This is a genomic window from Streptomyces sp. NBC_00988, from assembly GCF_045162645.1.
GTDB lineage: Bacteria > Actinomycetota > Actinomycetes > Streptomycetales > Streptomycetaceae > Streptomyces.
In genome coordinates this window covers 12208647-12230399 of sequence record NZ_CP108730.1, presented here as the reverse complement: position 1 = coordinate 12230399, position 21753 = coordinate 12208647, and the positions used below count along the sequence as shown (strand labels likewise).

Here is a 21753-nt window from a genome sequence, read left to right as displayed (position 1 = left end):
TCTCGGTGAAAACGACCCGGTGCCGGTCGGCGCCAAGACCCGCTGCGGGCTCAGTCGTTCGGTGTCGTGGGTCGGGAGGCCCGTAGCGTTCCCAGCCGACGGCGAGTCCCGGTCCTGGTCTGCGCTGCCCTGCGCGCCAGCAACAAGGGTTCCGACAAGTCCTCCAGGCGGATCGACGGGTCCGCGACGACCTGTCGCAAGACGGCCACGAGCCCGGACCGGACCTCCTGGACCTCGGACTTCGCGAGTCGCCGGGAGTTGTAGTTGGCCCGCAAGGTGAGCCGGTTCCCGTCCGGCCTGCCGAACAGGCAGAGGTCGAGCTGCGACGTCTGGTTCGCGGGCGGCAGGAAGTCCGCGAACTGGAAGGAGGTCGCAAACACCGGGTTCCGGCCGGGCCGGGCCTCGACATCGAGCTTTTCGAGCAGTCGGGTGAAGGGATAGCGACTGTTCGCGTATGCGCCGACACTCGCCGCTCGGGCTCGGCGCACGACGTCGTCGAAAGCGTCGGCGCCGGACATCGTCATCCGGATGGAGAGCGGGTTGACGAAGTTGCCGACCATTCCGTCCAGTTTGGCGGTGTCTCGACCGGAGAACGGGACGCAGACGACGATGTCGTCGTCCGAGGTGATGTCCCGCAGTGCGACCGCGAACGCGCTGAGCAGCAAGACGTGCAGGGTGACGCGCAGCTCCTTGGCCAGCACTGTCAGGCTCTCGGTGACATCGGCGTCGACGCCGAATTCCAGCGTCTCGTTCACCACTTCCTCGGCCGGTGCGTCATGGTCTCCGATGCGGAGCGTCGGCAGCGGGGCGGCCAACCGCTCGAGCCAGTACGTCTCCATTGCCTGGCTCTGCGCACCCGACAGCCACTGGTGCCGGTCCTGCACGAACTCCTCGAACGTCGTCGGGAGCGGGGCGAGCGGCGGTTCTTCGTCGGCCATCAGGGCCCGGTAGACAAGCAGGAGTTCGCGCAGCAGGATGCCCATGCTGGTGCCGTCCGAGATGATGTGGTGCAGGTTCGCATAGACGCAGTAGTGCTCGGACGCCAGCCGATAGATCTTCACCCGGGTCGGCGGCGTGCCGAGGTCATCGAAGGCGATCGCGTTCTCAGCCCGGATGAGGCGGCCCACCTCGGCCTCTGGGTAGGCCGCACCGGTCAGGTCGACGAGCGGGACTTCGAGGCCGTGCTCGGCCAGAACCCCCTGGCGCGGGCCGTCCGGGGTGTCCCTGAAGGACAGTCGAAGCGCCTGGTGCCGGTCCACGAGGTAGGCCACGGCACGACGCATGACACCGACGTCCACCGCCTCGTACAAGTGCTGCCACACGGGCAGGTTGGCATCCGCGCGGCCCTCGTCCAGCTGGTGCTGGATCCACAATCCCTGCTGGACGTTCCATAGTTCGAACCAGGACCGGTCGTCCTCAGCTCCCCCGTCAGACGGGTCGTCTGCGGCGGCGGGACGTGTCGCGTGGTCGGCGCCGGTCAATTGGCTGGGGACCGTGGCACCGGGACAACGCCCCGATGTTCCCAATTCGCCGACGCCATTGCCGAATTCTCGACGTTCATCGGCGACGTCATCGGAGTCTTCCACTTAGCCAGCCAATCTCTACTTCAATGGTCAGCGAAAAATTCGCACCGCAACCGTGAACTCGTGCAGAGAAACGGGCAGCGCATCGAGGCTCAGAATCGCGACTTGGCACGAAGGCCCACAGGCCTCGTCAAATGAGGGTGGCCAGTACGTCCGCGGAGTTCATCCGACACAGGCCTCTACCTTGTGTGGGAACAATTCGAGACGGATGTCGACTGGCGAGCAAGCGGCACATCTCATCCACTGTGGGATACATATTCTTATGCCCTTCTTCCTCGTGTCAAGGGGCTCAGACCAGCGGACTCACCCCCGGAACAAGAACGACCCGTCATCACGACCAGCAGGCGTGAGCGGCACGGACCAAGGCTTGTCCGTGCCGCTCACGCCTGCCGTTCGAAGCGCACGCGACACCGGCTTGGTGAGAGTGCGATCGGGTCAGCAGGGTCAGCCCTGGGCGTCTCTGGTGTCGAGGTACTCGGCGAGGTCCGCGATCGTCACGTAGCGGTACAGGTCGACCATCGAGACGCGGACATCCATGATCTTCTGGATGCTCTGCGCGATCCGGAGTGCGGCCAGCGAGTCCACACCGAGCGCGAACGAGGTGTCGTGCACGTTGAGTTCGGTCAGGTCCACCTCGCGCGCCCAGATCCGGGCGAGTGCCCGCTCGGTGTCGCTGAACTCACCGCTGTCGTTGCCGAAGAGCTTCGGGCCGTCATCGGTCGGCGCGGCCTCTGCTCCCGTGGCAGACCCGGTGTCGGCGCTGCGGGCAGCAGCGACCGCCTGCTCGATCGGGGCGGCCAGCACCAGCGGCGCGCTGCGCATGATGTGCGTGAGCCCGCCGGAACCGCCCAGCTTCGGGTAGTTGATCTCACCGACCACCACAGGCGTGCAGGCCGAGGCCAGGATCTCCTCGAAGCTGCTGAGACCGTCCTCGATCGACACCGACCGGAAGAAGCCCTGATCCTGCTGGACCCCATGGTCAAACGCCATGCCGGTGTCCAGCCAGTCGCTCCAGTCGACGGTCACCGTCCACCTGCCACGCGCGCCGCGCTCCTCGGCGAAGGCGTCCAGGTAGGCGTTGGCAGCCGTGTAGTCGCTCTGCCCGGCCGCACCGAAGATCGCCACGGTGGAGCCGAAGTTGACCATGCACTCCGGCGGGTCGTCCTGCGTCACCAGGTCCAGCACGGTGGCGCCGAGCACCTTGGGGTTCAGCGTACGGCGGAAGGTGTCCCAGTCCTTGCGGAAGAGGAAGCCGTCTCCGGCGACCCCGGCCGCGTGGATGATGCAGCCGATCGAACCCAGCTCGGTGCGGACCGTGGCGACGAGGCGCTCCATCGCCGCCAGGTCTGTGACGTCGCAGGAGTAGCTGCGTACCTCGGCGCCGTTGGCGGCCAGGGCGCGCAGTGCCTGGATCTGCCTGCTCAGTTTGGCGTCGGTGACCGTGTCCCACTGCTCGCGCGGAGGCAGCTCGGTGCGGCCTACCAGGGCCAGCCTGACACCCGGGATCGTGCGACTCAGATGGTCAGCGACCGTGAGACCGAGCCCGCCCAGACCACCGGTGATCAGGTACACGCCGTCCACCCGAACCGGCGGGGCCGTCGGCTCCTCACCGAGGTGCACTGGTCCGAGTTCCGCTACGTACCGCAGCCCGTTCCGCAGCGCGACGGTGGTGGGTGTACGCGCGCCGAGCAGCTCGGCGCAGACGGCCTCGGGCCCGGTGTCCTCGGCAATGTCGAGGCAGAACACATCGGTGTTCTCGTACTCCTGGCCGATCACCTTCGCCAGGCCGAAGAGCGTCGCGTGGACGGCAGCCGTGTCCTGCTCGATCCCGGTCACTCGCGCAACGGAAGGCGCGACCACGCTGAGCCTGGTCGGGGCGATGCCGCGCTCGGAAAAGCTGCGGGCCAAATGGAACAGGCTGTGGACGCCGTGGGCCAGCCGGGTCTCCAGGACGGTCAGATCCTGCTGCACACCGTCGCCGGCCGGGGCCGCGACGTGCACGACCTCCTCCGGAAGCTCCGCGTCGAGCGCGTCCAACAACCGACCGAAACCATCAGGGGTGGGAGGCACGTCGTATCGGTCCGGGGCAAGCGACTGCCACTGGTCCGCGAGTGCCACCTCGGTGACACGGACGCCCTCTGCGCGCAGCGCAGCAGTCAGCTCACTGCCGACACTGCCCTGTTCGCCTATCACCAGGATCCGGGCAGGCAGGCTCTGTTGCCCCTGAGGCGCCGGTGCCGGTACCCACCTGAGGGTGTGATGGCGGGAGTGCGGGCGCAGCTGCGCGACCGTGCGCTTGGCATCCGTGACTCGCTTGACGGTGAAGCCGCGGATCTCGGCCGCGGTGGCCCCCGACTCGTCGCAGATCAGTACGTCGACCTTGCGGAACTCGGCGCTGTTCGCGTAGCCGGGATGCGGCTGGACGAAGCTCAGTCCTTGAGCCGGCAGCGGGCCGTGCAGTACCAGCGAGTCGTAGCCGACCGGGAGGAAGAAGTCCCGGTCGCCGAGGGCCAGGCGACGCTCTTCGGCTGTCTCCAGAACGGCGAAGCCGCTGAAGCCCGTGGCCTGGTCGAGCAGCGTCGGGTGCAGGGGGTACTCCGTGCACTCGGCCCGGTAGGCCTCAGGCAGGTCGAGCACGCCGAGCGCGGCGCGGTTGCCGACGTGCACGGTCGGAAGGCTGCTGCGCCAGCGGTCGCCGAACTCCATCACCTTGTGCTCGGTCTGCCTCAGGGCGATGTCCACGCTCTCCAGCGAACAGACCTCACGCAGTCGTTCCAGGTCCTGCTGCGGCGCCGACGTGGTGAGCGGCTTGACTCCGACCGTGCCCTGGACGTGGACCGTCCAACGCTCGCCCGCCGGGTCGAGGCTGGCGACGCTGAACTCCGCCTGTGTGTCGTCGAGTTCCCGGATGGTCAGGTGTGCGGTGCGCGGGACATTCTCCTGCACCAGCAGCGGGACCAGGAACGTGACGTCGCGCAGTTCGGTGACCGACCGGCCGAAGTGCAGGGAGGCGGCAGCGCGCGCCATCTCCAGGTAGGTGGTCCCGGGGACGATCGCCTCGCCGAGCAGCTTGTGTTCGGCAAGCACCCAGTGCCGTTCGAGCGAGAACTCGGTGGCGAACACAGACTGCCCCATGGTCTGGAGCAGGACCTGGTCCAGCAACGGGTGCGGACCGGCGGTGTGCTGCGCCGCAGCCTGCGGTACCTGAGGCTCCAGCCAGTAACGCTTGCGCTGGAAGGGGTAGGTGGGAAGGGGGATGCGGTGACGCTCCTGCTGGGCGTAGTAGGCCGCCCAGTCGGGAGCGGTGCCGGTGCGCCAGAGGGTGCCGAGGGTGCGCTGGATCGTCTCCGAAGGCGTCCGGCGGTCGCGCTTGTGGGGAAGGGACGCGAGGGTGGTGGCCTCGATGCCCGCGCCGGTGAGGATGCGGCGGGCAAGGCTGCTGAGCGTCTGGCCGGGGCCGACTTCGAGCAGGGTGGTCCCTGGTTCGGCAGCGGCCGCCCGGACTCCGGTGGCGTATTCGACGGTGGCGCGGATGTGACTGCCCCAGTAATCGGGGTCCGTCGCTTGTTCGTCGGTGATCCAGGTGCCGGTGAGGTTGGAGACGAACGGCGTGTGCGGGGCCTGGCGACCGACGCCGGCAACGGCAGCGGCGAACTCCGCGACCATCGGTTCCATCAGCACGGAGTGGAAGGCGTGCGAGGTGGCGACGGGCTGGGTGGCCCAGCCGCGCTCCTCGGCGAGCGTGGTGAAGGACTGGATCGCTTCGTGGGAACCGGAGATGACGCAGTCGCGAGGGCCGTTGTGGGCGGCGAGCGACAGGCCTTCGGTAAGGGCGGCTTCCACGGCGGTGCGGTCAGCCATGATGTTGAGCATGGCGCCAGGGGCCTGCGCCTGCATGAGGCGGCCACGCAGAGTGACGAGGCGCAGCGCATCGGGAAGGCTGAAGACGCCCGCGTGGCAGGCCGCGGCCCACTCTCCGAGACTGTGGCCGATCATCGCGGTGGGGGTGATGCCCCAGGACTTCCAGAGCTGGGCAAGGGCGTACTCGATGACGAAGAGGGCGGGTTGCGCCCACTCGGTCTGGTCGAGGCGGCTGTCATGGGTGAAGACGATGTCGCGGATGTCCGCGCCCAGTTCGGGCCGCAGGAATTCGGCGCACTCGTCGACGCAAGCGCGGAAGGCGGCTTCCTGCAGGTACAGATCGTGAGCCATGCCGGAGTGCTGGGAGCCCTGGCCGCTGAAGACGTACACCAGCGGCGCAGCGTTGCTCGCGACGTGGCTGGAGAGGACATGGGCCGGGTCGCGGGTCTCGAGTGCAGCTGCTACGGACTCGGGATCGCGTCCGGTGACGGTGCGGCGATACGGGAAAGCACGGCGGCCGACGGCGAGGGTGTAGGCAGCGTCGGCGAGGTTGGGCTGTTCGCGACGCAGGTGGGTGGCGAGCCGGTCAGTGGCCTGTTCCAGGGCTTCGGCAGTACGGGCCGAGAGGATCAGCGTCTCGGTGGGGCGGGGGCTCGCGGCAGAGGCTTCGAGGGCGGGGGCTTCTTCGAGGATGAGATGCGCGTTGGTGCCGCCGAAGCCGAAGGCGCTCACCCCGGCACGACGTACGTGGTGCTCGGCACGGGGCCAGGGAGCCGATTCGGCCTGGACGTGAAAGGGGCTGTTGGCGAAGTCGATGTCGGGATTGCCCCGCGTGTAGTGCAGCGAGGGGGGCAGCAGCTCGTTCTTGAGTGCCAGGGTGGTCTTCAGCAGGCCGGCGATGCCGGAGGCAGCGTCGAGGTGACCCACATTGCCCTTGACCGACCCGAGGGCACAGGATCCGGCGTTGTCGAATGCCCGTGACAGCGCCTGTACCTCGATCGAATCTCCGATAACGGTGCCACTGCCGTGCGCCTCGATGTAATCGATGCTCTCGGGAGCGATCTCCGCGGCAGCCAGCGCCTCGGTGATCACCTCGGCCTGACCGGCGGCGGTCGGAGCCGTGAAACTCGCCTTGACGCCACCGTCGTTGTTGACGGCCGACCCCTTGATCACGGCGTGGATGGCGTCGCCGTCGGCCAGCGCGTCCTCCAGCCGCTTGAGCGCCACGACCCCGACACCGTTGCCGAAGACCGTGCCCCGCGCATCCGCGTCGAACGGGCGGATGTGTCCGTCCGGAGACAGGAAGGCTCCCTCTTGGTAGGGGTAGCCGGTGTTCTCGGGCACCTTGTAGGAGACGGCACCCGAAAGAGCCATGTCGCACTCGTAGTTGAGCAGGCTCTGGCAGGCAACATGCAGTGCGACCAGGGAGCTCGAGCAAGCGGTCTGGACAGGAAAACTCGGGCCCCGCAGGTCGAGCTTGTACGACACTCGGCTGGTCAGGAAGGCGAGTTCGAAGCCCAGGCCGACGTTCTCGCCCTTGATGCCCTCGCCCTGCTCCAGGTTGCTGAGGATGTTCCCGAGGTAGGCGGTGGTGCCCGCTCCGCCGAACACCCCCACACTGCCGTCGTACTGGGCGGCATCGTAACCGGAGTGCTCCAGCGCCGCCCAGGCCGTCTCCAGGAAGAGCCGATGCTGCGGATCCATGATCTTGGCTTCGCGGGCGGAGTACCCGAAGAAGTCTGCGTCGAACAGGTCCATGCCCTCGAACTTGGGCGCTGCCTTCACGTAGTGCGGCTGCTCGAAGTCCTCGGGTGACACACCGGCCGCCGTCAGCTCCGCGTCGGCCAGGGCGACGATCGACTCGACGCCGTCGCGAAGGTTCGACCAGAATTCAGCGAGGTCTCTGGCTCCGGGGAACCGCCCCGCCATCCCGACGATCGCGACATCGTTCTGCACCGGGAGATCCGTGAACTCAGCTGTCATCATGGTTCCTTGCCGTTCTGCGCCGTTGATGCCGCCGCCACTGCTGCATTTTCTCTTTGCGTTGCTCAGGCCGGAGGTGGCGGACGCGCCGACCCTCACCTTTGGCCTGTCACCGCCCGACGGACACGGGTCGGGCTTCGCGGGCCACGGCCCGTCACGGCTTCCCCAAGTGACCACGGGACTCATCGCGTTCAAGAGCCGGACCCGGACACACCTGATCGCTACGGGTAGTGTCTCGGAGGTGTCTCGTTCAGTGCCCGTGCACCTACTGAGTTCGTCGGGCGGTGGTGTTCACCCCAGCGCCTCGAACTTGCCGCCCATGAGGGAACGCGACACGAAGCCGTCAGGCCCACGGAGCGCATCGCCGACGACGGTGGTGCGGTGCACTATCCGCTCTTCCTCGAACATGAGGCCATCAACCGGCCCGGCATGGGCCACTGAGCGGTTGTCCCACATGACGAGGGTGTTCTGGTCCCAGCGGACCCGGGCATGGATCTCGTCGCGCCCGGCGAGTTCATCGAGAAGGAAGTCCAGCAGGGCCACGCTCTCGCGGGGCTTGAGGCCTCGGATCGCCTGCAGGAACACGGTGCTGACGTACAGGCTCCGCTCCCCGGTCTCAGGATGAACCGACACCAACGGATGGAGAGCCGCGAAGGGACCTGCCGGCTTGCCGTCGAGGCGGGGAGTCGGCGACGGATTGTGCCGCGAGTGTATGGCCTGCAAGGTGTCGAGGTACTTCCGGAGGGAAGGGGACAGACCGGCATAGAGCGCTTCAAGATTGGCGAAGAGCGTGTCACCTCCCGCCTCGGGAATCTGCAGGCCCCGCAGGATCGTGATGGAGGTGGGGTTCACGACGAAGGTGCTGTCGATATGCCACTCGGTACGGATGCGCCGCGGTGCGGTCCCGCTGAGAGGATTACCCACCGACTCGACCAACTTGGGACGGTCTTCCGAGAGTACGGTGCGCAGCACGGCAGGCGCTTCGGGCAGGCCGTTGACGATCGGATGAGCTGCGGTGGCGCCACCAAAGGCCTCAGTCAGTGCGACGTGGCGCTCGTCGTCCATGGGCTGATCGCGGAAGACAAGGACCTTGTGGCGAAGCAGGGCCTCGCGCAGCTGCGCGACGACAGTCGGCTTCAGATCAACCGTGAGATCGACGCCAGTGACCTCTGCGCCGGTGATTGGCGTGAGAGGACGAAAGGAAACCTCTGACATCGGTACCCCTAGTGCTGTGGATATTTGATGAGTCGTCGGGGGACAGTACCCTAGATTAAAAGCCCGCAAGGAGAGTCGTTGCGTATGTCACACATCGATGCCTGACGCCCTTGCTCTGCCCCCGTACACCGCCCCTTGAACTCGGCCATCCCGATACCGACAGGGCGGCCCGTAGGCCACTGAACTTCCCCTGACATCACGCGAGTTGAGTACTTTCGGGAGACACCAAATCGACTGTCAACCGCTTAACATGTCAGGGGTTGACGCTCCCCATCCAGCCCAATAAGATCACCGGAATCGACAGCTCCCGAACGTAACAAGGATCTGGAAACGCCGAATGTCGAACGAACAGTCAGATGCGTTGATGTCCGAGATCTCTGAAGTATTTGCTCCTCTTGAGGTCTCACGTGACAGCACTTTTGCCGACCTCGGCGCCACCTCTGTTTCATTGCTTCGCCTGATGGTCGCGATGCAGAGTAAATTCAATGTCGATCTTGACGTGGTCGACATGTTCACGGTAGACGATGTCAGCGAATTCATTCGCCTCGTCGAAGAGCGTATGGCCCAGTCGGGAATCGCCACCAAGTAATTCTGGTCGATGCCGGCAAGTCCTTCTCGACTTGACTTCGCCAACGGCACGCGTCCAGCGGTCAGCCTCGGCACAGCCGAGTACGGGTTAAGCGGCAGCCGAAACGGATGCTCCGGAACAAGGCCGTGGCAGACACCACATCGACGCCACGAGGCAGGTCACTCCTCCCGCGCCCACATCTGATCCTCGGCTACCCCATCCGGGCTGGTCGGATCTCGAACCATCGATCCCAGCCGACACCGACATCATGAATCCAAATGAACGCCACTGCTCAACCATCAAAGGGGAAATCGTGGCCGCGCGCTCAGACGCAACATACTTCCTGTCCAGTTACATTTCGCCGCCGGGCAAAATGTCTGTCATAGCACCGCGGCATGATCAGAACATTGCGCTGTGGCGCAGCTGCGACTCGCGTGTCGAACTGGTCAGGGTATGGGAACTCGAGCGTTTCAGCGGGCAGAAGCACCACTTCTGGCCTCTCTTCACTGTCGATCGATACAACCGGGTACTGACTGAGCTGCTTGCCGCCGAGGGTCTGACTCTCGACGATGTCAGTGCCTCGTGGGGCACGCCCGGACTGCCCCATCACTCAGAAATCCAGTTGCCGGCCGGTAGCGACGACTTTCCGGTGCACAGTCTTTCCCATCTCTACAGTGGCCTGCTTCTCGACTCTGAGGTGTTCCGGAACGAGACCATCGTTGGGCTGGCCCTGGACGGTCGACCCGACTTCGGCCTCGACCAGTCGAGCAAGAAGTACTGGTATACGGGTTGCGTCTCCAAGAAGGGCGACGTCGACTTCTCTCCCGTCGAGTCACCGGCTCCCATCTATGACGCCGCGTCGACCCATTTCTCCAAGGAACCCGGCACCCTGATGGCGCTGGCGTCGGCTTGCCCCACCGAGATCACCTTCGACACCGAGGCAGCAGTACAGGAACTACAGCTCTTCGGAGGTCGGCGGGTGCCGCTGGTCGACACCCTGCCGTTTGTCGAGGCCGTCATACGTGCAGCCGAATCCCAGCTGCCGTCGCTCGAATTGGACAGCCGCTTCACCGAGGAGGAACACCTTCAGTCTGCGGTGATGAAGGTCGTTCAGACGGCGTGCGAGCTCGTCATGATACGCAACATCGATCAGCTGCTCAGTTCGGGGGCGGTGGACCCACGCGAGGCGTACCTCTCGCTGAGCGGAGGGTTTGCCCTCAACTGCCCCACCAACTCCTTCCTCCTTCGCCGTTACAGCTTCAAGGGCCTCCTGATTCCTCCGTCGGCCAACGACACCGGGCAGGCTCTTGGAATGGGCCTTCTCGGCTTCTTTGGCACAGGCCGGCTCCCTGACGCCGAGTTCCGTCTCAAGAGCCCCTACTTCGGCTCCGAGGCGACGGACATCGAGGTCGCGTTGAAGCACTTCGACGATTTCATCGAGAACATTCAGGACTTCACGGACGCTCAGTTCGTCGAGGACATTTCCCGTGGACCGCTGGTGTGGGTGGACGGGGCAGCCGAGATCGGTCCCAGGGCATTGGGCCATCGCAGCATCCTTGCCGATCCCCGTTCGGCTCGGTCGAAGGATCTGCTCAACGACTGGAAGAGCCGGCAATGGTGGCGACCCGTTGCTCCGATCGTTCTGGAGGAGCACAGCGGTGAGTGGTTCGAGGACCCTTGGCCCTCGCCCTACATGCTCGAGACGGCGTACGTTCGCGAGGAAAAGCGAGACCTGGTTCCAGCGATTCTCCATCTCGACAATTCGGCTCGGCGCCAGACTTTGACCTCCGAGACCAATCCTCTGCTGCACCGGGCGATCGAGGCGTTCCGACAGAGCACCGGGGTCCCGATGCTGTGCAACACGTCCCTGAACGACAAGGGCGAGCCGATTGTCGACACGGCGGCACAGGCCCTCAACTTCGCCATCCGTAAGGGTGCCGCCGTTGCCTACCTCGCCGGCCGCCGGGTCCAGCTGCGTACAGACGCCCAGACCAGGAGCCTCGCCCCCGCACAGCGGCACCCCCGCCGCGAGGATCTCTTCGCGGACCAGGAGCGGGATCGCGACAAGATCTGGGACTCCTGGCTCGAGTCGGGCTACAGCACCACGTCAATGGTCCTGATGTCTCGCTCCCCTGAGCTGCGTGATCAGGAACTGGCGAAGCCTGCTGTGGTCAACCAGTTGGCCGACGTCGCGAGCGCCCGTGACGAGAGCGGCACGCTCGCCCTGGCCGCGGACAAGCATGCCCGAATGTTCGGACCGTCCGCTGTCTACGACCCCTCTTCCCAGGAAGGGGCGGCCTTCTGATGACAGTCCCCCGTGATGAACACTCGGCGTCCGCATGTCGGCTGACCGAGCGGGAGGCCGTCGATGGCCTGTTCACCACCTGGGAGGTCGGGCTGTGAGCGATCGCCGGACGGGACCGGTGACCTACGGTCAGCTGTCGGTCCTGCGCTCGCTCGAGACCCACGGACCGGACCAGCAGTCCGTGGCCAATCTGATCAGTGCCTGGGAGGTCCCGTTCGGCGTCGGGGCGGCCCAAGTGATGGACGCCTGGCTCCAGTTGGTCGAAGCGCATGAGTCGCTACGGACCACCTACTCACGGAGCGGCCCCTCACCGACCCAGACGGTCCACCCGTTCCGGCCGTCCAAGGTGGAGGTGGTGGAGCTGGCCGAGGACAGCTTCGCGGCTGCTCTTCGGCTGGCCGCCGAATCCGCAGCCGAGCCGATCGACATCGAGGCCGAACTGCCCTGGCGTGCCTTCGTCACGACTCATCAGGGGGATGCACTCCACCTGGTCACCGTGATCCATCACGTGGCTGCGGACAATGGTGCGTTGCGCGTGTTGGAGGAGCAGTTCGGCCGCCTTCTGGACGGCGGGACGCTCGGACCGGTCGTCCAGCCGCTGGACATGGCACAGGCCCAGCAGGAAGAGCCGGCCGCGCGCAGCGTCCGGCACTGGGTCGAGGCCTGGACCCAACTCGTCCCGGCAGATCGGGATCCTGGTGACACCAGTGAACGTCGCCGAGCCTCGCTGTACAGTCTCGAGGCTCTCACTGCCGCGCAAGATCTCTCCGAACGCCTGAAGATCTCGGTCCAGTCCGTGGTGCTCGGCGTCGGCGCGCTCGCGCTGGCACGACTCAAGCAGACCGAGCAGGTGACCTTCGCGTTGATGGCCGCCAACCGCCTCACCGCTCGGTGGGTGCCACTGGTCAGTTCACTCAACCAGTTCGCCCCGGTGACGATCACGATCGACGAGGAGGCCAACCCCCTGGAGTATCTGCGGGCCGGCTACCTCCAGTGCATGACCGCCTACGTGAATGGTTGCTACGACGTCGACGCGCTCAAAACCGATCTTCAGGAGGTGGGTCGGCAAGAGGAGGACACGACAGCGTTCGCCAAGCATTTCAACTTCCTCGGCGACGTGGACAACGAGCCCGACGCCGGCTCTGCCCTGCACACCGGGATCCAGTGGCGCCCGTCCACGCAGCGATCCGGGCCGAACTTTCATCTCGCGGTGGCCACCGGGAAGGGGATTCTCATTGGCGTGGGCGCGAGTTGCGACTACCTCGAAGGCAATCTCCCCGCCGCCCTCGCCGCCTCGATCGAAGCCGGACTGGTCAATATGTCCAAGGGCTCGGAGGGTTCTCTGGGTGAGGTCTCTTTGGACAGCCTTCCATCGAGAGCTGTCTGAGGGATTGCGGCTGGCGGGGAAATGTATTCCCCGCCAGCCGACTTCCCGGAGCTGGTGCGAGCCAGTCCTAGAATCCGGCGCAGACGCCGCGAAGTCGCTTCTTCATCGGTAACACCTCCTTGCCTATGGACTGTACTGATAGGCGGTCGGTGAATGGAAGAAGATTCCGCTCTGGGAAGAGCGTCGACGGTCGGCTTCTCGCACCGGTGCAGTCCTACGTCGATGCGGATACTTCGCTTCCTTGGCTGACTTCACCACGAGGCACACCGAGCTTCCCCGCACGACACAAAGTGGATCCCGGGCCGTGTCCGGATGACCCGATGAACCGCCGCGCGTGCAGTTCGGTCATCGCCAACCGCAGCGCGGCGCTGTGGAAGTCCTTGTACGGCTCTCCGTCGCGTACCTCAATGCTTCGACCAGTAGGAACGGAACACCATGCACTCTGCATCACCGCAGAAGGCCCCGAGCTGGGTCCGACCGATTCCTGGCCGGACCACGCCCGGCGGCCTTCGGCTCTTCTGCTTCCCGTACGCCGGGGCCGGCACCTCGGTCTTCCGTGAGTGGGGCGTCGGGCTCCCGGAAGAAGTCGAGGCTTTCGCCGTGCAGTTGCCGGGTAGGGACGACCGCATTTTCGACCGGCCCATCGCGAATCTGGACGAGCTGCTGGACATGCTCGTTCCGGCCCTCCTCCCCTACCTGGACCGCCCTTTCGCCTTCTTCGGGCACAGCATGGGCGCCATCGTCAGCTGGGAGCTTGCCCGAAGGCTTCAGCAGGAGAAGGGCCTGGAGCCGGTCCGGGTCGTCGTGTCCGGCTGCCGCGCGCTGCCGTACCACGAGTCACGGACGCTGGATGAACTGGATCTCTCCGACGAGGAGTTGGTCAATGAGCTCCGCCGCCTCAATGGCACACCCGAGGAACTACTGCAGAATCCGGACTTCGTCACCTTCATCCTGCCGACGTTCCGGGCGGACCTCTCCCTCTTCGCCAGCTACGTCTACCGCCCGGGCGAGCTTCTCAACTGCCCCGTGTCGGCCTTCGGCGGCGACGCGGACCCCAGGGTCAGCGTCGAACATCTCAAGGGCTGGGTGGAGTTGACCACAGGCCCGGCCGAGGTGGAGATCTTCCCCGGCGGTCACCTCTTCCTCAACGGCGAGCGGGAGAACGTCCTCCGGAGTGTCGCCCGAGCGCTCCGGACCGTCGGCCACTGACCGGCCAACACGTAGCCTCAGTGCATCGCAATAGAGTTTTATAAGCAAGACAATTGATCCAGCATGTCGTCCCCCGACCGTTGTGCCTCGATCATGCATACGCAGGGTCAGTGTGCAGTACGGGAGGGGATAGGGCCCAGACTTGTGCAGAGAGTGATAGCCAGTCAGGGGAGGAAATTGTGGACTCTCGTCCTGCTGTCGATTGTGGTCGATCACGACGGACGGAACACGCGAGAGACGCGAGCAATGCTCAAGACCTGTGGATCGGGCTTCGGGACGGGACGCGAAGGGCGTACCTTCCCGAATGATCCTTTGATGGTCACCGAGTAGGCCCGCGTTCGCAGCGCGGGTCGGGAAGGCACGCCCGTGCTCAGCGTAGTGAATGGCGACGGCTCCACCGAGTCCGGCTCTCTGCTCGACGAGATCGTCCGCGAGGGCGCCCGGCGGATGCTCGCCGTCGCACTGGAGGCCGAAGTCAACCAGTACATAGCCGAGTTGGCGGGGGAGACGGACGAGGCTGGGCGCCGCCTGGTGGTGCGCAACGGCCACCACCGGCCGCGCACCGTGACCACCGCCGCAGGTCCTGTCGACGTCTCGGCCCCGCGCGTGAACGACAAGCGGGTGGACGCGGCGACCGGCGAGCGGATGCGGTTTTCCTCGAAGATCCTGCCGCCGTGGTGCCGCAAGTCGCCCAAGGTCAGCGAGGTGCTGCCGCTGCTCTACCTGCACGGTCTGTCCTCGGGGGACTTCGTGCCTGCGCTGGAGCAGTTCCTCGGCTCGGCGGCCGGCCTGTCGCCGGCCACGGTGACCCGGCTGACGAAGCAGTGGACCGACGACCACGCCGCCTTCCAGCAGCGCGACCTCGCCGACAGCGACTACGTGTACGTGTGGGCCGACGGGGTGCACCCCAAGGTGCGGCTCGGGCAGGCGCACTCCTGTGTTCTGGTGCTGATGGGTGTGCGCCTGGACGGCACCAAGGAACTGATTGCGCTGGCCGAGGGGCTGCGTGAGTCCACCGAGTCGTGGGCCGACCTGCTGCGCGACTGCCGCAGGCGCGGCATGCGCGATCCCGAGCTGGTCGTCGGCGACGGCGCGATGGGCCTGTGGAAGGCGCTGGCCGAGGTGTTCCCGGCTGCCCGCCACCAGCGGTGCTGGGTCCACAGGGGTCGTAAAGATTCAACACGTTGTCTTTCCTCGTGGGACTCGTTGAGCTGGCATGGGCATATCGAGGGAAGTCCGCGGGCAGCTCGCGCTGCGGTTCAGGGTGCTGTTCCCGCACTTGAACGAACGGCAGCAGCGGCTGGTGCTGGCGCAGGAGGCCCGGTTATTGGGGCACGGCGGGGTGCGGGCGGTGGCGCGGGCGGCCCTGGTCAGCGAGACCACTGTCCGCAACGGAGTGTTCGAGCTGGAGGCCGGCGAAGATCCGCTCCCGGACGGGCGGGTCAGAAGATCTGGCGGGGGCCGGCGTTTGGCCGAGGATCTGGACCCGCAGCTGGTGCCGGCGTTGATGGGGTTGGTCGAGCCGGATGAGCGCGGGGATCCGATGTCGCCGCTGCGGTGGACGACCAAGTCGTTGCGCAACTTGGCCGAGGAACTGACCGGGCAGGGACATCCGGTGTCGGCACCGACGGTGGGCCGGCTGTTGAAGGAGCAGGGCTTCAGCCTGCAGGCCAACGCCAAGACACTGGAGGGGAAACAGCACCCTGACCGGGACGCCCAGTTCCGCTATATCAACGAGCAGGTCATCGAACATCAGGCGGCCGACCAGCCAGTGATCAGTGTCGATGCGAAGAAGAAGGAACAGCTCGGCGATCTTCCGAACGCCGGTCGACAGTGGCGGCCCAAAGGCGATCCGGTCCAGGTCGAAGACCACAGCTTCTTCTTCACCGGCCCGGATGTGCCGCACGCCGTCCCGTACGGCATCTATGACATGACGGCCGACCGCGGGTGGGTGAACGTCGGGGTCGACCACGACACCTCGGTCTTCGCCGTCGCCTCGATCCGCGGTTGGTGGCAGGCCCGCGGCCAGGCAGGCTATCCGGATGCGACGCGGTTGTTGGTCACCGCGGACGCCGGCGGCTCCAACAGCTGCCGCTACCGGTTGTGGAAGGCCGAGCTCGCGGACTTCGCTGCCGAGACCGGCCTGGCTGTGACGGTGTGTCATTTTCCTCCAGGCACGAGCAAATGGAACAAAATAGAACACCGGCTTTTCTCGGCCATCACGATGAACTGGCGCGGCAGACCGTTGACCAGCCATGAGATCGTCGTCAACACGATCGCCGCCACGCGCACCCGCACCGGACTGCGGGTGGACGCCGTGCTGGACACCGGCGACTACCCCGTCGGCGTGTCGGTGAGCACGGAGCGGATGAAGGCTCTGCCGATCACGCCCCATGCCGAGCGCGGGACGTGGAACTACACCATCGGTCCCGCCGCGACCGGCACGAAGGCCGCCGTCGGGCCCGGCGACCGGGACCGCAACCGGTCGGCGGCCCTGCATACCCTGGCCGACCCGCGGCTGACCGGCATGAGCCGGGGCGACCTCGATGAGCTGGCCGCCAGCCTGGCTCCTGCACAAGCAGCGCGGGCCGAACAGCGGTACTTCGAGCAGCGCGGCGGCAGACGGCGCCAGGTCAAGGGAAGCCACGGCCGGCCTTTGCTCACCGACGCCGACAGGGTCCTGATCGCCGTGGTCTACCTGCGGCAGGTCTGCTCCCAGCTCGTCCTGTCCGAGCTGCTGGAAGTCAGTACGGGCCCGATTGCGGCCGCGGTCGTCGAGACCGGCAAGTTGCTGGCCAGGCGCAAACACGGCATCGAGCCCACGGTCCTGCGCTTCACCAGCGCGGCTGCGCTGCGGGACTTCCTGGCCACCGACACTGTGCCGACACGGCCGAACCGCCTGGCGGCCCTCGGTGATCCGGCGCTGACCGGGATGAGCCGGCAAGACCTGGCGAAGCTGATCGGGCGGCTGTCCTTGCAACAGGCCGCCGAGGCTGAACGGCGCAAGCATCGGCAGCGCGGAGCAGACCGGCAGTTCGGAGCCCGCGGAGGGATCTTCTCCGAGAAAATCACCGACGCCGAGCGCGTCCTTGCCACCATCCTCTGCCTGCGCAAGGTGTGCAGCCGCGACGTGATGGCTGACCTCTTCCAGGTGAGCCGACGCACCATCGGCAACGCAGTCCTGTGGGTCCGCCCCCTGCTGGAACAGGACGGATACACCACAACACGTTCCGCGAGAATGTACTCCACCGCCGCCGACCTCCTGAGCGTCATCGCAGAGCACGAGGACAACCCGGACGCACCGATATCGCCACGTTGAATCTTTACGACCCCACAAGGCCCGCAATGTCACGAACGCCCTGCCGAAGTCCGCACAGCCGGGCGCGACGAAGGCGATGCAGGAGATCTACAACGCCGAGGACCGCGCCCACGCCGAGAAGGCGATCGAGGCGTTCGCGAAGACCTACGGCGCCAAGTTCCCCAAGGCCGTCGCGAAGATCACCGACGACACCGAGGAACTGCTGGCGCTCTACGACTTCCCGGCCCAGCACTGGATCCACCTACGGACCACGAACCCGATTGAGTCGACCTTCTCCACGGTCAAGCTCCGCACCAAGGTCACCCGCGGCGCCGGCAGCCCGGCCGCAGCCCTCGCGATGGTGTTCAAGCTCGTCGAATCCGCCCAGGCCCGCTGGCGGGCGATCACTGGACCCCATCTGGTGCCCCTGGTTCGCGCGGGCGCCAGGTTCGAGAATGGCATCCTCGTCGAACGTACCGAAACACGGGCTGCGTGAGGTCGCGGGGCCGGGGAAGGCGGAAGAACCGTGGCGATCTGTTTCGAGCTCGTGGTGAACTTCGGCGAGGACGCCGAGGCGGCACAGGCTGCCGCCCGCATCAACCCCAAGCCATGGGTGCTTCGCGCGGGCGCCCACCGCATCCCTCTCCACCGGCCGCTGGTGGCGAAGGTGGGCTCGTACATCGAGCTCTCGATTCTACCCATGGCCGTCAGCTGGGGTTGTGGCCTGGACGGCAGCCTCCCCAGATTTCAGCTCACCGCAGCAGAGCTGACCGAACTGGGACACCAACTCTACGAACTGCTCGCGCAGTTCCACGGCTATGTCGCCGCCAAGGTCGGCTGGGATCCGGAATCATTCCTGGACCCTGCTGAGCTCAGGTGCGAGTGGTCAGATGAACTGAACGACGGCAGCATCCACGGGCTCGTGCTCAGCGAAGACCTACATGCGGAACTTGACCTCAGCGCCGACTACGAAGTGTTCCGGCCGGGATACCGATGGATGCCTTATCGCGGGGAGGAATCGAGCACCCTCATGGCCGACTGACGAGACAAGCCTTACCCAGCCTCCTCATCCACACATCTTGACAATTACTCGAGAGACGCCGGAGATCGGCATCCTCGGCTCCCCCGCCTCACCGGGCCGGGCTCTCGCAGGCTCCGCCCCAACCCGTAGGTGGCATGAACAGATTCTCGACGTCATGACGACTCGCGAGTCTCGGGCCCTGTCTCAAGTCCCTTGGAATTCCGCGCTGTTCACCTGGTGTGGGCGTACTCCACTGCCAGCGCCGCTGCATCGGCCAGGGTCTCGGCGACGGGTAGAGGGCGTCTGAAAAGCCTGTCAGTTGGCTGGTCTTGCGAGGCGGCGCACGAGGAGCATGGCCATGGTGAGGTAGATGGCGTTCTCCGAGCAGACGCGCAGGTACTCGTAGTCCTTCGACAGGCGGCGGCACCGTCCCAGCCAGGCGAACGTCCGCTCCACCACCCAACGGCGAGGGACCACCGTGAAGAGGGGTACTGCCGGAGGCGGTGCTCCCACCCGAGCCCAGGTTGAGCGGAATCCTCCGTCGCGGCGCTGCACGACCTCCACGGTGATGCCGGTGGCTTCCCGGGCCCAGGCGTGGAAGTCGGCGCCGCGGTAGCCCTGGTCCGCCCACACGTGTTGCAGGCGTGGGAAGGCATCGGCGGCCAGGGAGAACAGCACCGCGGCACCGTCGCGGTCGCCGACGTTGGCCGGGCTCACGCAGGTGACCAGGACGGTGCCGCGGGTGTCGACGAGCAGGTGACGCTTGACGCCGCTGACCTTCTTGCCGCCGTCGTAACCGTGCAGGCCACCGCGTTCACTGGCCCGAACGCTCTGACTGTCCACGATGGCAGCGCTGGGAGTGGGTTCGCGGCCGAGCTGCACCCGCTCGCGTTCGCGCAACGCCGTCAACATCCGCTCCCACACGCCCTCTTGCTGCCATCGCCGCCAGTAGTGATAGACCGTCTGCCACGGCGGCAGGTCATGCCGCAACAGTCTCCAGGCGCATCCGGCCCGCAGCCAGTACGCCAGCGCGTTGAGGATCTCCCGCCGCATGTGTTTCGCCGGCCGACCACCGGACTTGACCGCCGGAACCAACGGACGGAGGATCTCCCACTCCGCATCAGACAGATCCGTCGAGTAACGGGTACGCAGCCCGCACACCCCAGCCCCCGAAAGTGCGCACCACCCCGCTACCAGGCAACTTGCCCACTGGGCAGGCTTTTCAGACGCCCTCTAGTGATGGTTGTCGCCGTCCAGGCGCCCGCGCAGGGACCTACCCGCCACGACACCGGAGGCGTGCCCTCTCCCCCACGGCCATGGACGGCCGAGAGGCGGTCTTTACGCTCGACACGCCAGCGCTCACCATCTGCTACCAGGGGGTGCAGTTGGCACGTGCCAGCCACCCATGGCAGACAGGGGGCAGGGATGGACGTCCTGTGGAAGCTGGAACCGGCGACCGCCGCCAAACACCGGCTGTACCAGCGGTATCTGGACGCTTGGTGGCCGATCCTGCTCCAGACATCCCAGCGCACCGGCTACTCCCGGCCCCGGGTCACCCTCCTGGATGCCTTCGCCGGCCCCGGGCGCTACGAGGACGGCGAACCAGGATCACCCGTCTTCATCCTCGATCGCCTCCTCCACCACAACGCGGTCGACCGCATGCACCTCAGCCCCCAACGAGTCCACCTGATCTTCATCGAGAAGGACCGCGCCCGCCACGAGCACCTCCGGGCAGAACTCAACTCCCGCTTCGGCCCGTTGAAGGACCTGCCCGTACGGGTGGAGATACGGCGCGTGGAAGCCGGCCGCGACAGTCTCGCGATCCTCAGCGAACTCGGCTCCTGGGGGAACCCGGTCCTGGGCATCTTCGACAGCTGGGGCAGCGTCAACGTACCTCTGGACGTGATGAGGCGAATCGCCCGCAACCGCTCCAGCGAGGTCATCACCACCTTCGGACCCAACTGGTTCAGCCGACGCGAGGAGCTCAACGCGGACATCCTCGACACGGTCTTCGGCGGCCGCGACCACTGGTCCGCGGCCGCCGAAGAGTTACGTTCCGACGAACGATGGCGCGTCTGGCTACGTACCTACCGCGATGCACTACGCCGGGCCGGCTTCGGCTACCAGCTCCAGTTCGAACTCGTCCCCCGCACCGGGCAGCCCCTCTACCTCGTCTTCGGCACCGGCAGCCCCGCCGGCCTGAACGCAATGAAAGACGCCATGTGGAACGTCGACGACCTCGATGGAGAGAGCTTCCGCGACCCCCGCACCCGTGGAGCCAAAGCAGACGGTCAGCTTGACTTGTTCCAGGCCGCAGGACTCGTCGACGACGAGCTGGTCGAACTTGTCACCCAACGCCTGGTCGCCGGAGCCGCCACCGTGGAGACGATCGGCGAGTGGCTGCTCACCGAGACCAGCCGCTGGATGCCGAAACACGCGCTCAAGGCGGCCCGACAGATGCGCCAGGACGGTCTCATGGTCGTCCAGTCTCCGGGCAAACTCACTACGAAGAGCCGCGTCAGCCTGCAGGCACAGGTCCGTGCATAGGCATCTGATCCCAGGTGCGGCCCTGAAGAGTCCGGCCGGACGCCTTCGGAGTGCGGCCACCCCACTGCTTGAAGAAGAAGGCCACGTCAGCCTGTATGCAAGCGTCCCGAATACCGGTGATCCACTCCTCGTCCACAGGACGGAACCGGGGACCGGACTCTCCGCCCGCGATCAGCCAGTGAATACCCGTCAGGTCCAGGCCGTCCAAAGGCCCGAGCAGCGGCTCACAGGAAAGGAACCGGACCGCCGCCGGAACCTGCCGCAGGTCGCCGACACGGGAAAGTTCCTTCGCGCTCTCCACGGACACACCCATCCACAGATTCGTGGGCCACCTAAGACGGTCAGCGATCTGCCTCAGCCTCCGAGCCCGCTTCGTGAGCACCTGATAGGTGTGCTGCGGGGTCTGCTCAATCACCTCGAAGACCTGGCGCACGTAGTCCAGCGGCACACGCGCATGGAACAAGTCCGACATCGAATTCACGAACACAGTGCGAGGGCTCTTCCACCCGTACGGCACCCGCAACGCCTCCGGGTGCACCGTAAGTCCGAAGCCGGGCCCGGACGTGCGCGGGTCACCGTCGGCCTGGTACTTCGGCGAGCCCATCGCCTTCAGCCGCTTCGCCAGCGTCAACGCGTAGCAGTTGTCGCACCCCTCGGAGACCCGGTCGCACCCCGTGGTCGGGTTCCATGTCGCCTCGGTCCACTCGATCGCACTGCGGTCACTCACCGGCCGGCCCTCCATCCCCTCGAACCGAGCCCTTGCACCGGCGGCACAA

At 66.1% G+C, this 21753-nt stretch carries 12 protein-coding genes and 2 pseudogenes; 9 read left to right on the top strand and 5 right to left on the bottom strand.

Annotated features, from left to right (window positions below; translation table 11 throughout):
• Positions 1 to 50: 50 nt before the first annotated feature.
• The 3 genes from OG496_RS54915 to OG496_RS54905 all read right to left on the bottom strand — a co-directional run bounded on the left by OG496_RS54915 (position 51) and on the right by OG496_RS54905 (position 8642).
• Complete coding sequence (locus OG496_RS54915; protein ID WP_405976467.1) at positions 51 to 1481, bottom strand: condensation domain-containing protein; 1431 nt, start codon at positions 1479 to 1481, stop codon at positions 51 to 53.
• A gap of 546 nt (positions 1482 to 2027) precedes the next feature.
• Positions 2028 to 7430, bottom strand: coding sequence for an SDR family NAD(P)-dependent oxidoreductase (locus OG496_RS54910; RefSeq protein ID WP_405976466.1), 5403 nt, complete (start codon positions 7428 to 7430; stop codon positions 2028 to 2030).
• 288 nt (positions 7431 to 7718) lie between these two features.
• Complete coding sequence (locus OG496_RS54905) at positions 7719 to 8642, bottom strand: TauD/TfdA dioxygenase family protein (RefSeq protein ID WP_405976465.1); 924 nt, start codon at positions 8640 to 8642, stop codon at positions 7719 to 7721.
• Between the two features lie 337 nt (positions 8643 to 8979).
• On the opposite strand from OG496_RS54905, the gene OG496_RS54900 reads away from it, so the two are divergent.
• The 8 genes and pseudogenes from OG496_RS54900 to OG496_RS54865 all read left to right on the top strand — a co-directional run bounded on the left by OG496_RS54900 (position 8980) and on the right by OG496_RS54865 (position 18451).
• Entirely contained in the window at positions 8980 to 9231 is a 252-nt protein-coding gene (locus OG496_RS54900; RefSeq protein WP_405976464.1) for an acyl carrier protein, read from the top strand.
• A gap of 247 nt (positions 9232 to 9478) precedes the next feature.
• Positions 9479 to 11515: a carbamoyltransferase C-terminal domain-containing protein gene (locus tag OG496_RS54895; protein ID WP_405976463.1), complete on the top strand. Its 2037-nt coding sequence runs from the start codon at positions 9479 to 9481 to the stop codon at positions 11513 to 11515.
• Positions 11516 to 11609: 94 nt separating this feature from the next.
• Positions 11610 to 12902, top strand: coding sequence for a condensation domain-containing protein (locus OG496_RS54890; RefSeq protein ID WP_405976462.1), 1293 nt, complete (start codon positions 11610 to 11612; stop codon positions 12900 to 12902).
• A gap of 435 nt (positions 12903 to 13337) precedes the next feature.
• Positions 13338 to 14111, top strand: a complete 774-nt coding sequence (locus tag OG496_RS54885) for a thioesterase II family protein (protein WP_405976461.1) — start codon at positions 13338 to 13340, stop codon at positions 14109 to 14111.
• Positions 14112 to 14477: 366 nt separating this feature from the next.
• Positions 14478 to 15275: pseudogene (locus tag OG496_RS54880) on the top strand (IS256 family transposase); the annotation flags it as partial.
• A gap of 52 nt (positions 15276 to 15327) precedes the next feature.
• Positions 15328 to 17430 (top strand): ISAzo13 family transposase, encoded by a 2103-nt coding sequence (locus tag OG496_RS54875; protein WP_405976460.1) that lies wholly within the window; start codon positions 15328 to 15330, stop codon positions 17428 to 17430.
• Between the two features lie 13 nt (positions 17431 to 17443).
• A pseudogene (locus OG496_RS54870) lies at positions 17444 to 17905 on the top strand (transposase); the annotation flags it as partial.
• Positions 17906 to 17935: 30 nt separating this feature from the next.
• Entirely contained in the window at positions 17936 to 18451 is a 516-nt protein-coding gene (locus OG496_RS54865; RefSeq protein ID WP_405845571.1) for a hypothetical protein, read from the top strand.
• A gap of 294 nt (positions 18452 to 18745) precedes the next feature.
• On the opposite strand, the gene OG496_RS54860 is transcribed toward OG496_RS54865, so the two are convergent.
• Positions 18746 to 19591, bottom strand: coding sequence for an IS5 family transposase (locus OG496_RS54860; protein ID WP_405976459.1), 846 nt, complete (start codon positions 19589 to 19591; stop codon positions 18746 to 18748).
• 264 nt (positions 19592 to 19855) lie between these two features.
• Here OG496_RS54860 and OG496_RS54855 point away from each other — a divergent pair, with 264 nt between their 5' ends.
• Positions 19856 to 20977, top strand: coding sequence for a three-Cys-motif partner protein TcmP (locus OG496_RS54855; RefSeq protein WP_405976458.1), 1122 nt, complete (start codon positions 19856 to 19858; stop codon positions 20975 to 20977).
• Here the strand turns inward: OG496_RS54855 and OG496_RS54850 are convergent.
• The gene (locus OG496_RS54850; protein ID WP_405976885.1) at positions 20949 to 21704 is read right to left on the bottom strand and encodes a DUF5131 family protein; all 756 of its coding nucleotides are present in this window, start codon (positions 21702 to 21704) and stop codon (positions 20949 to 20951) included. The two genes, OG496_RS54855 and OG496_RS54850, sit on opposite strands and share 29 nt — an antisense overlap.
• Positions 21705 to 21753 lie beyond the last annotated feature (49 nt).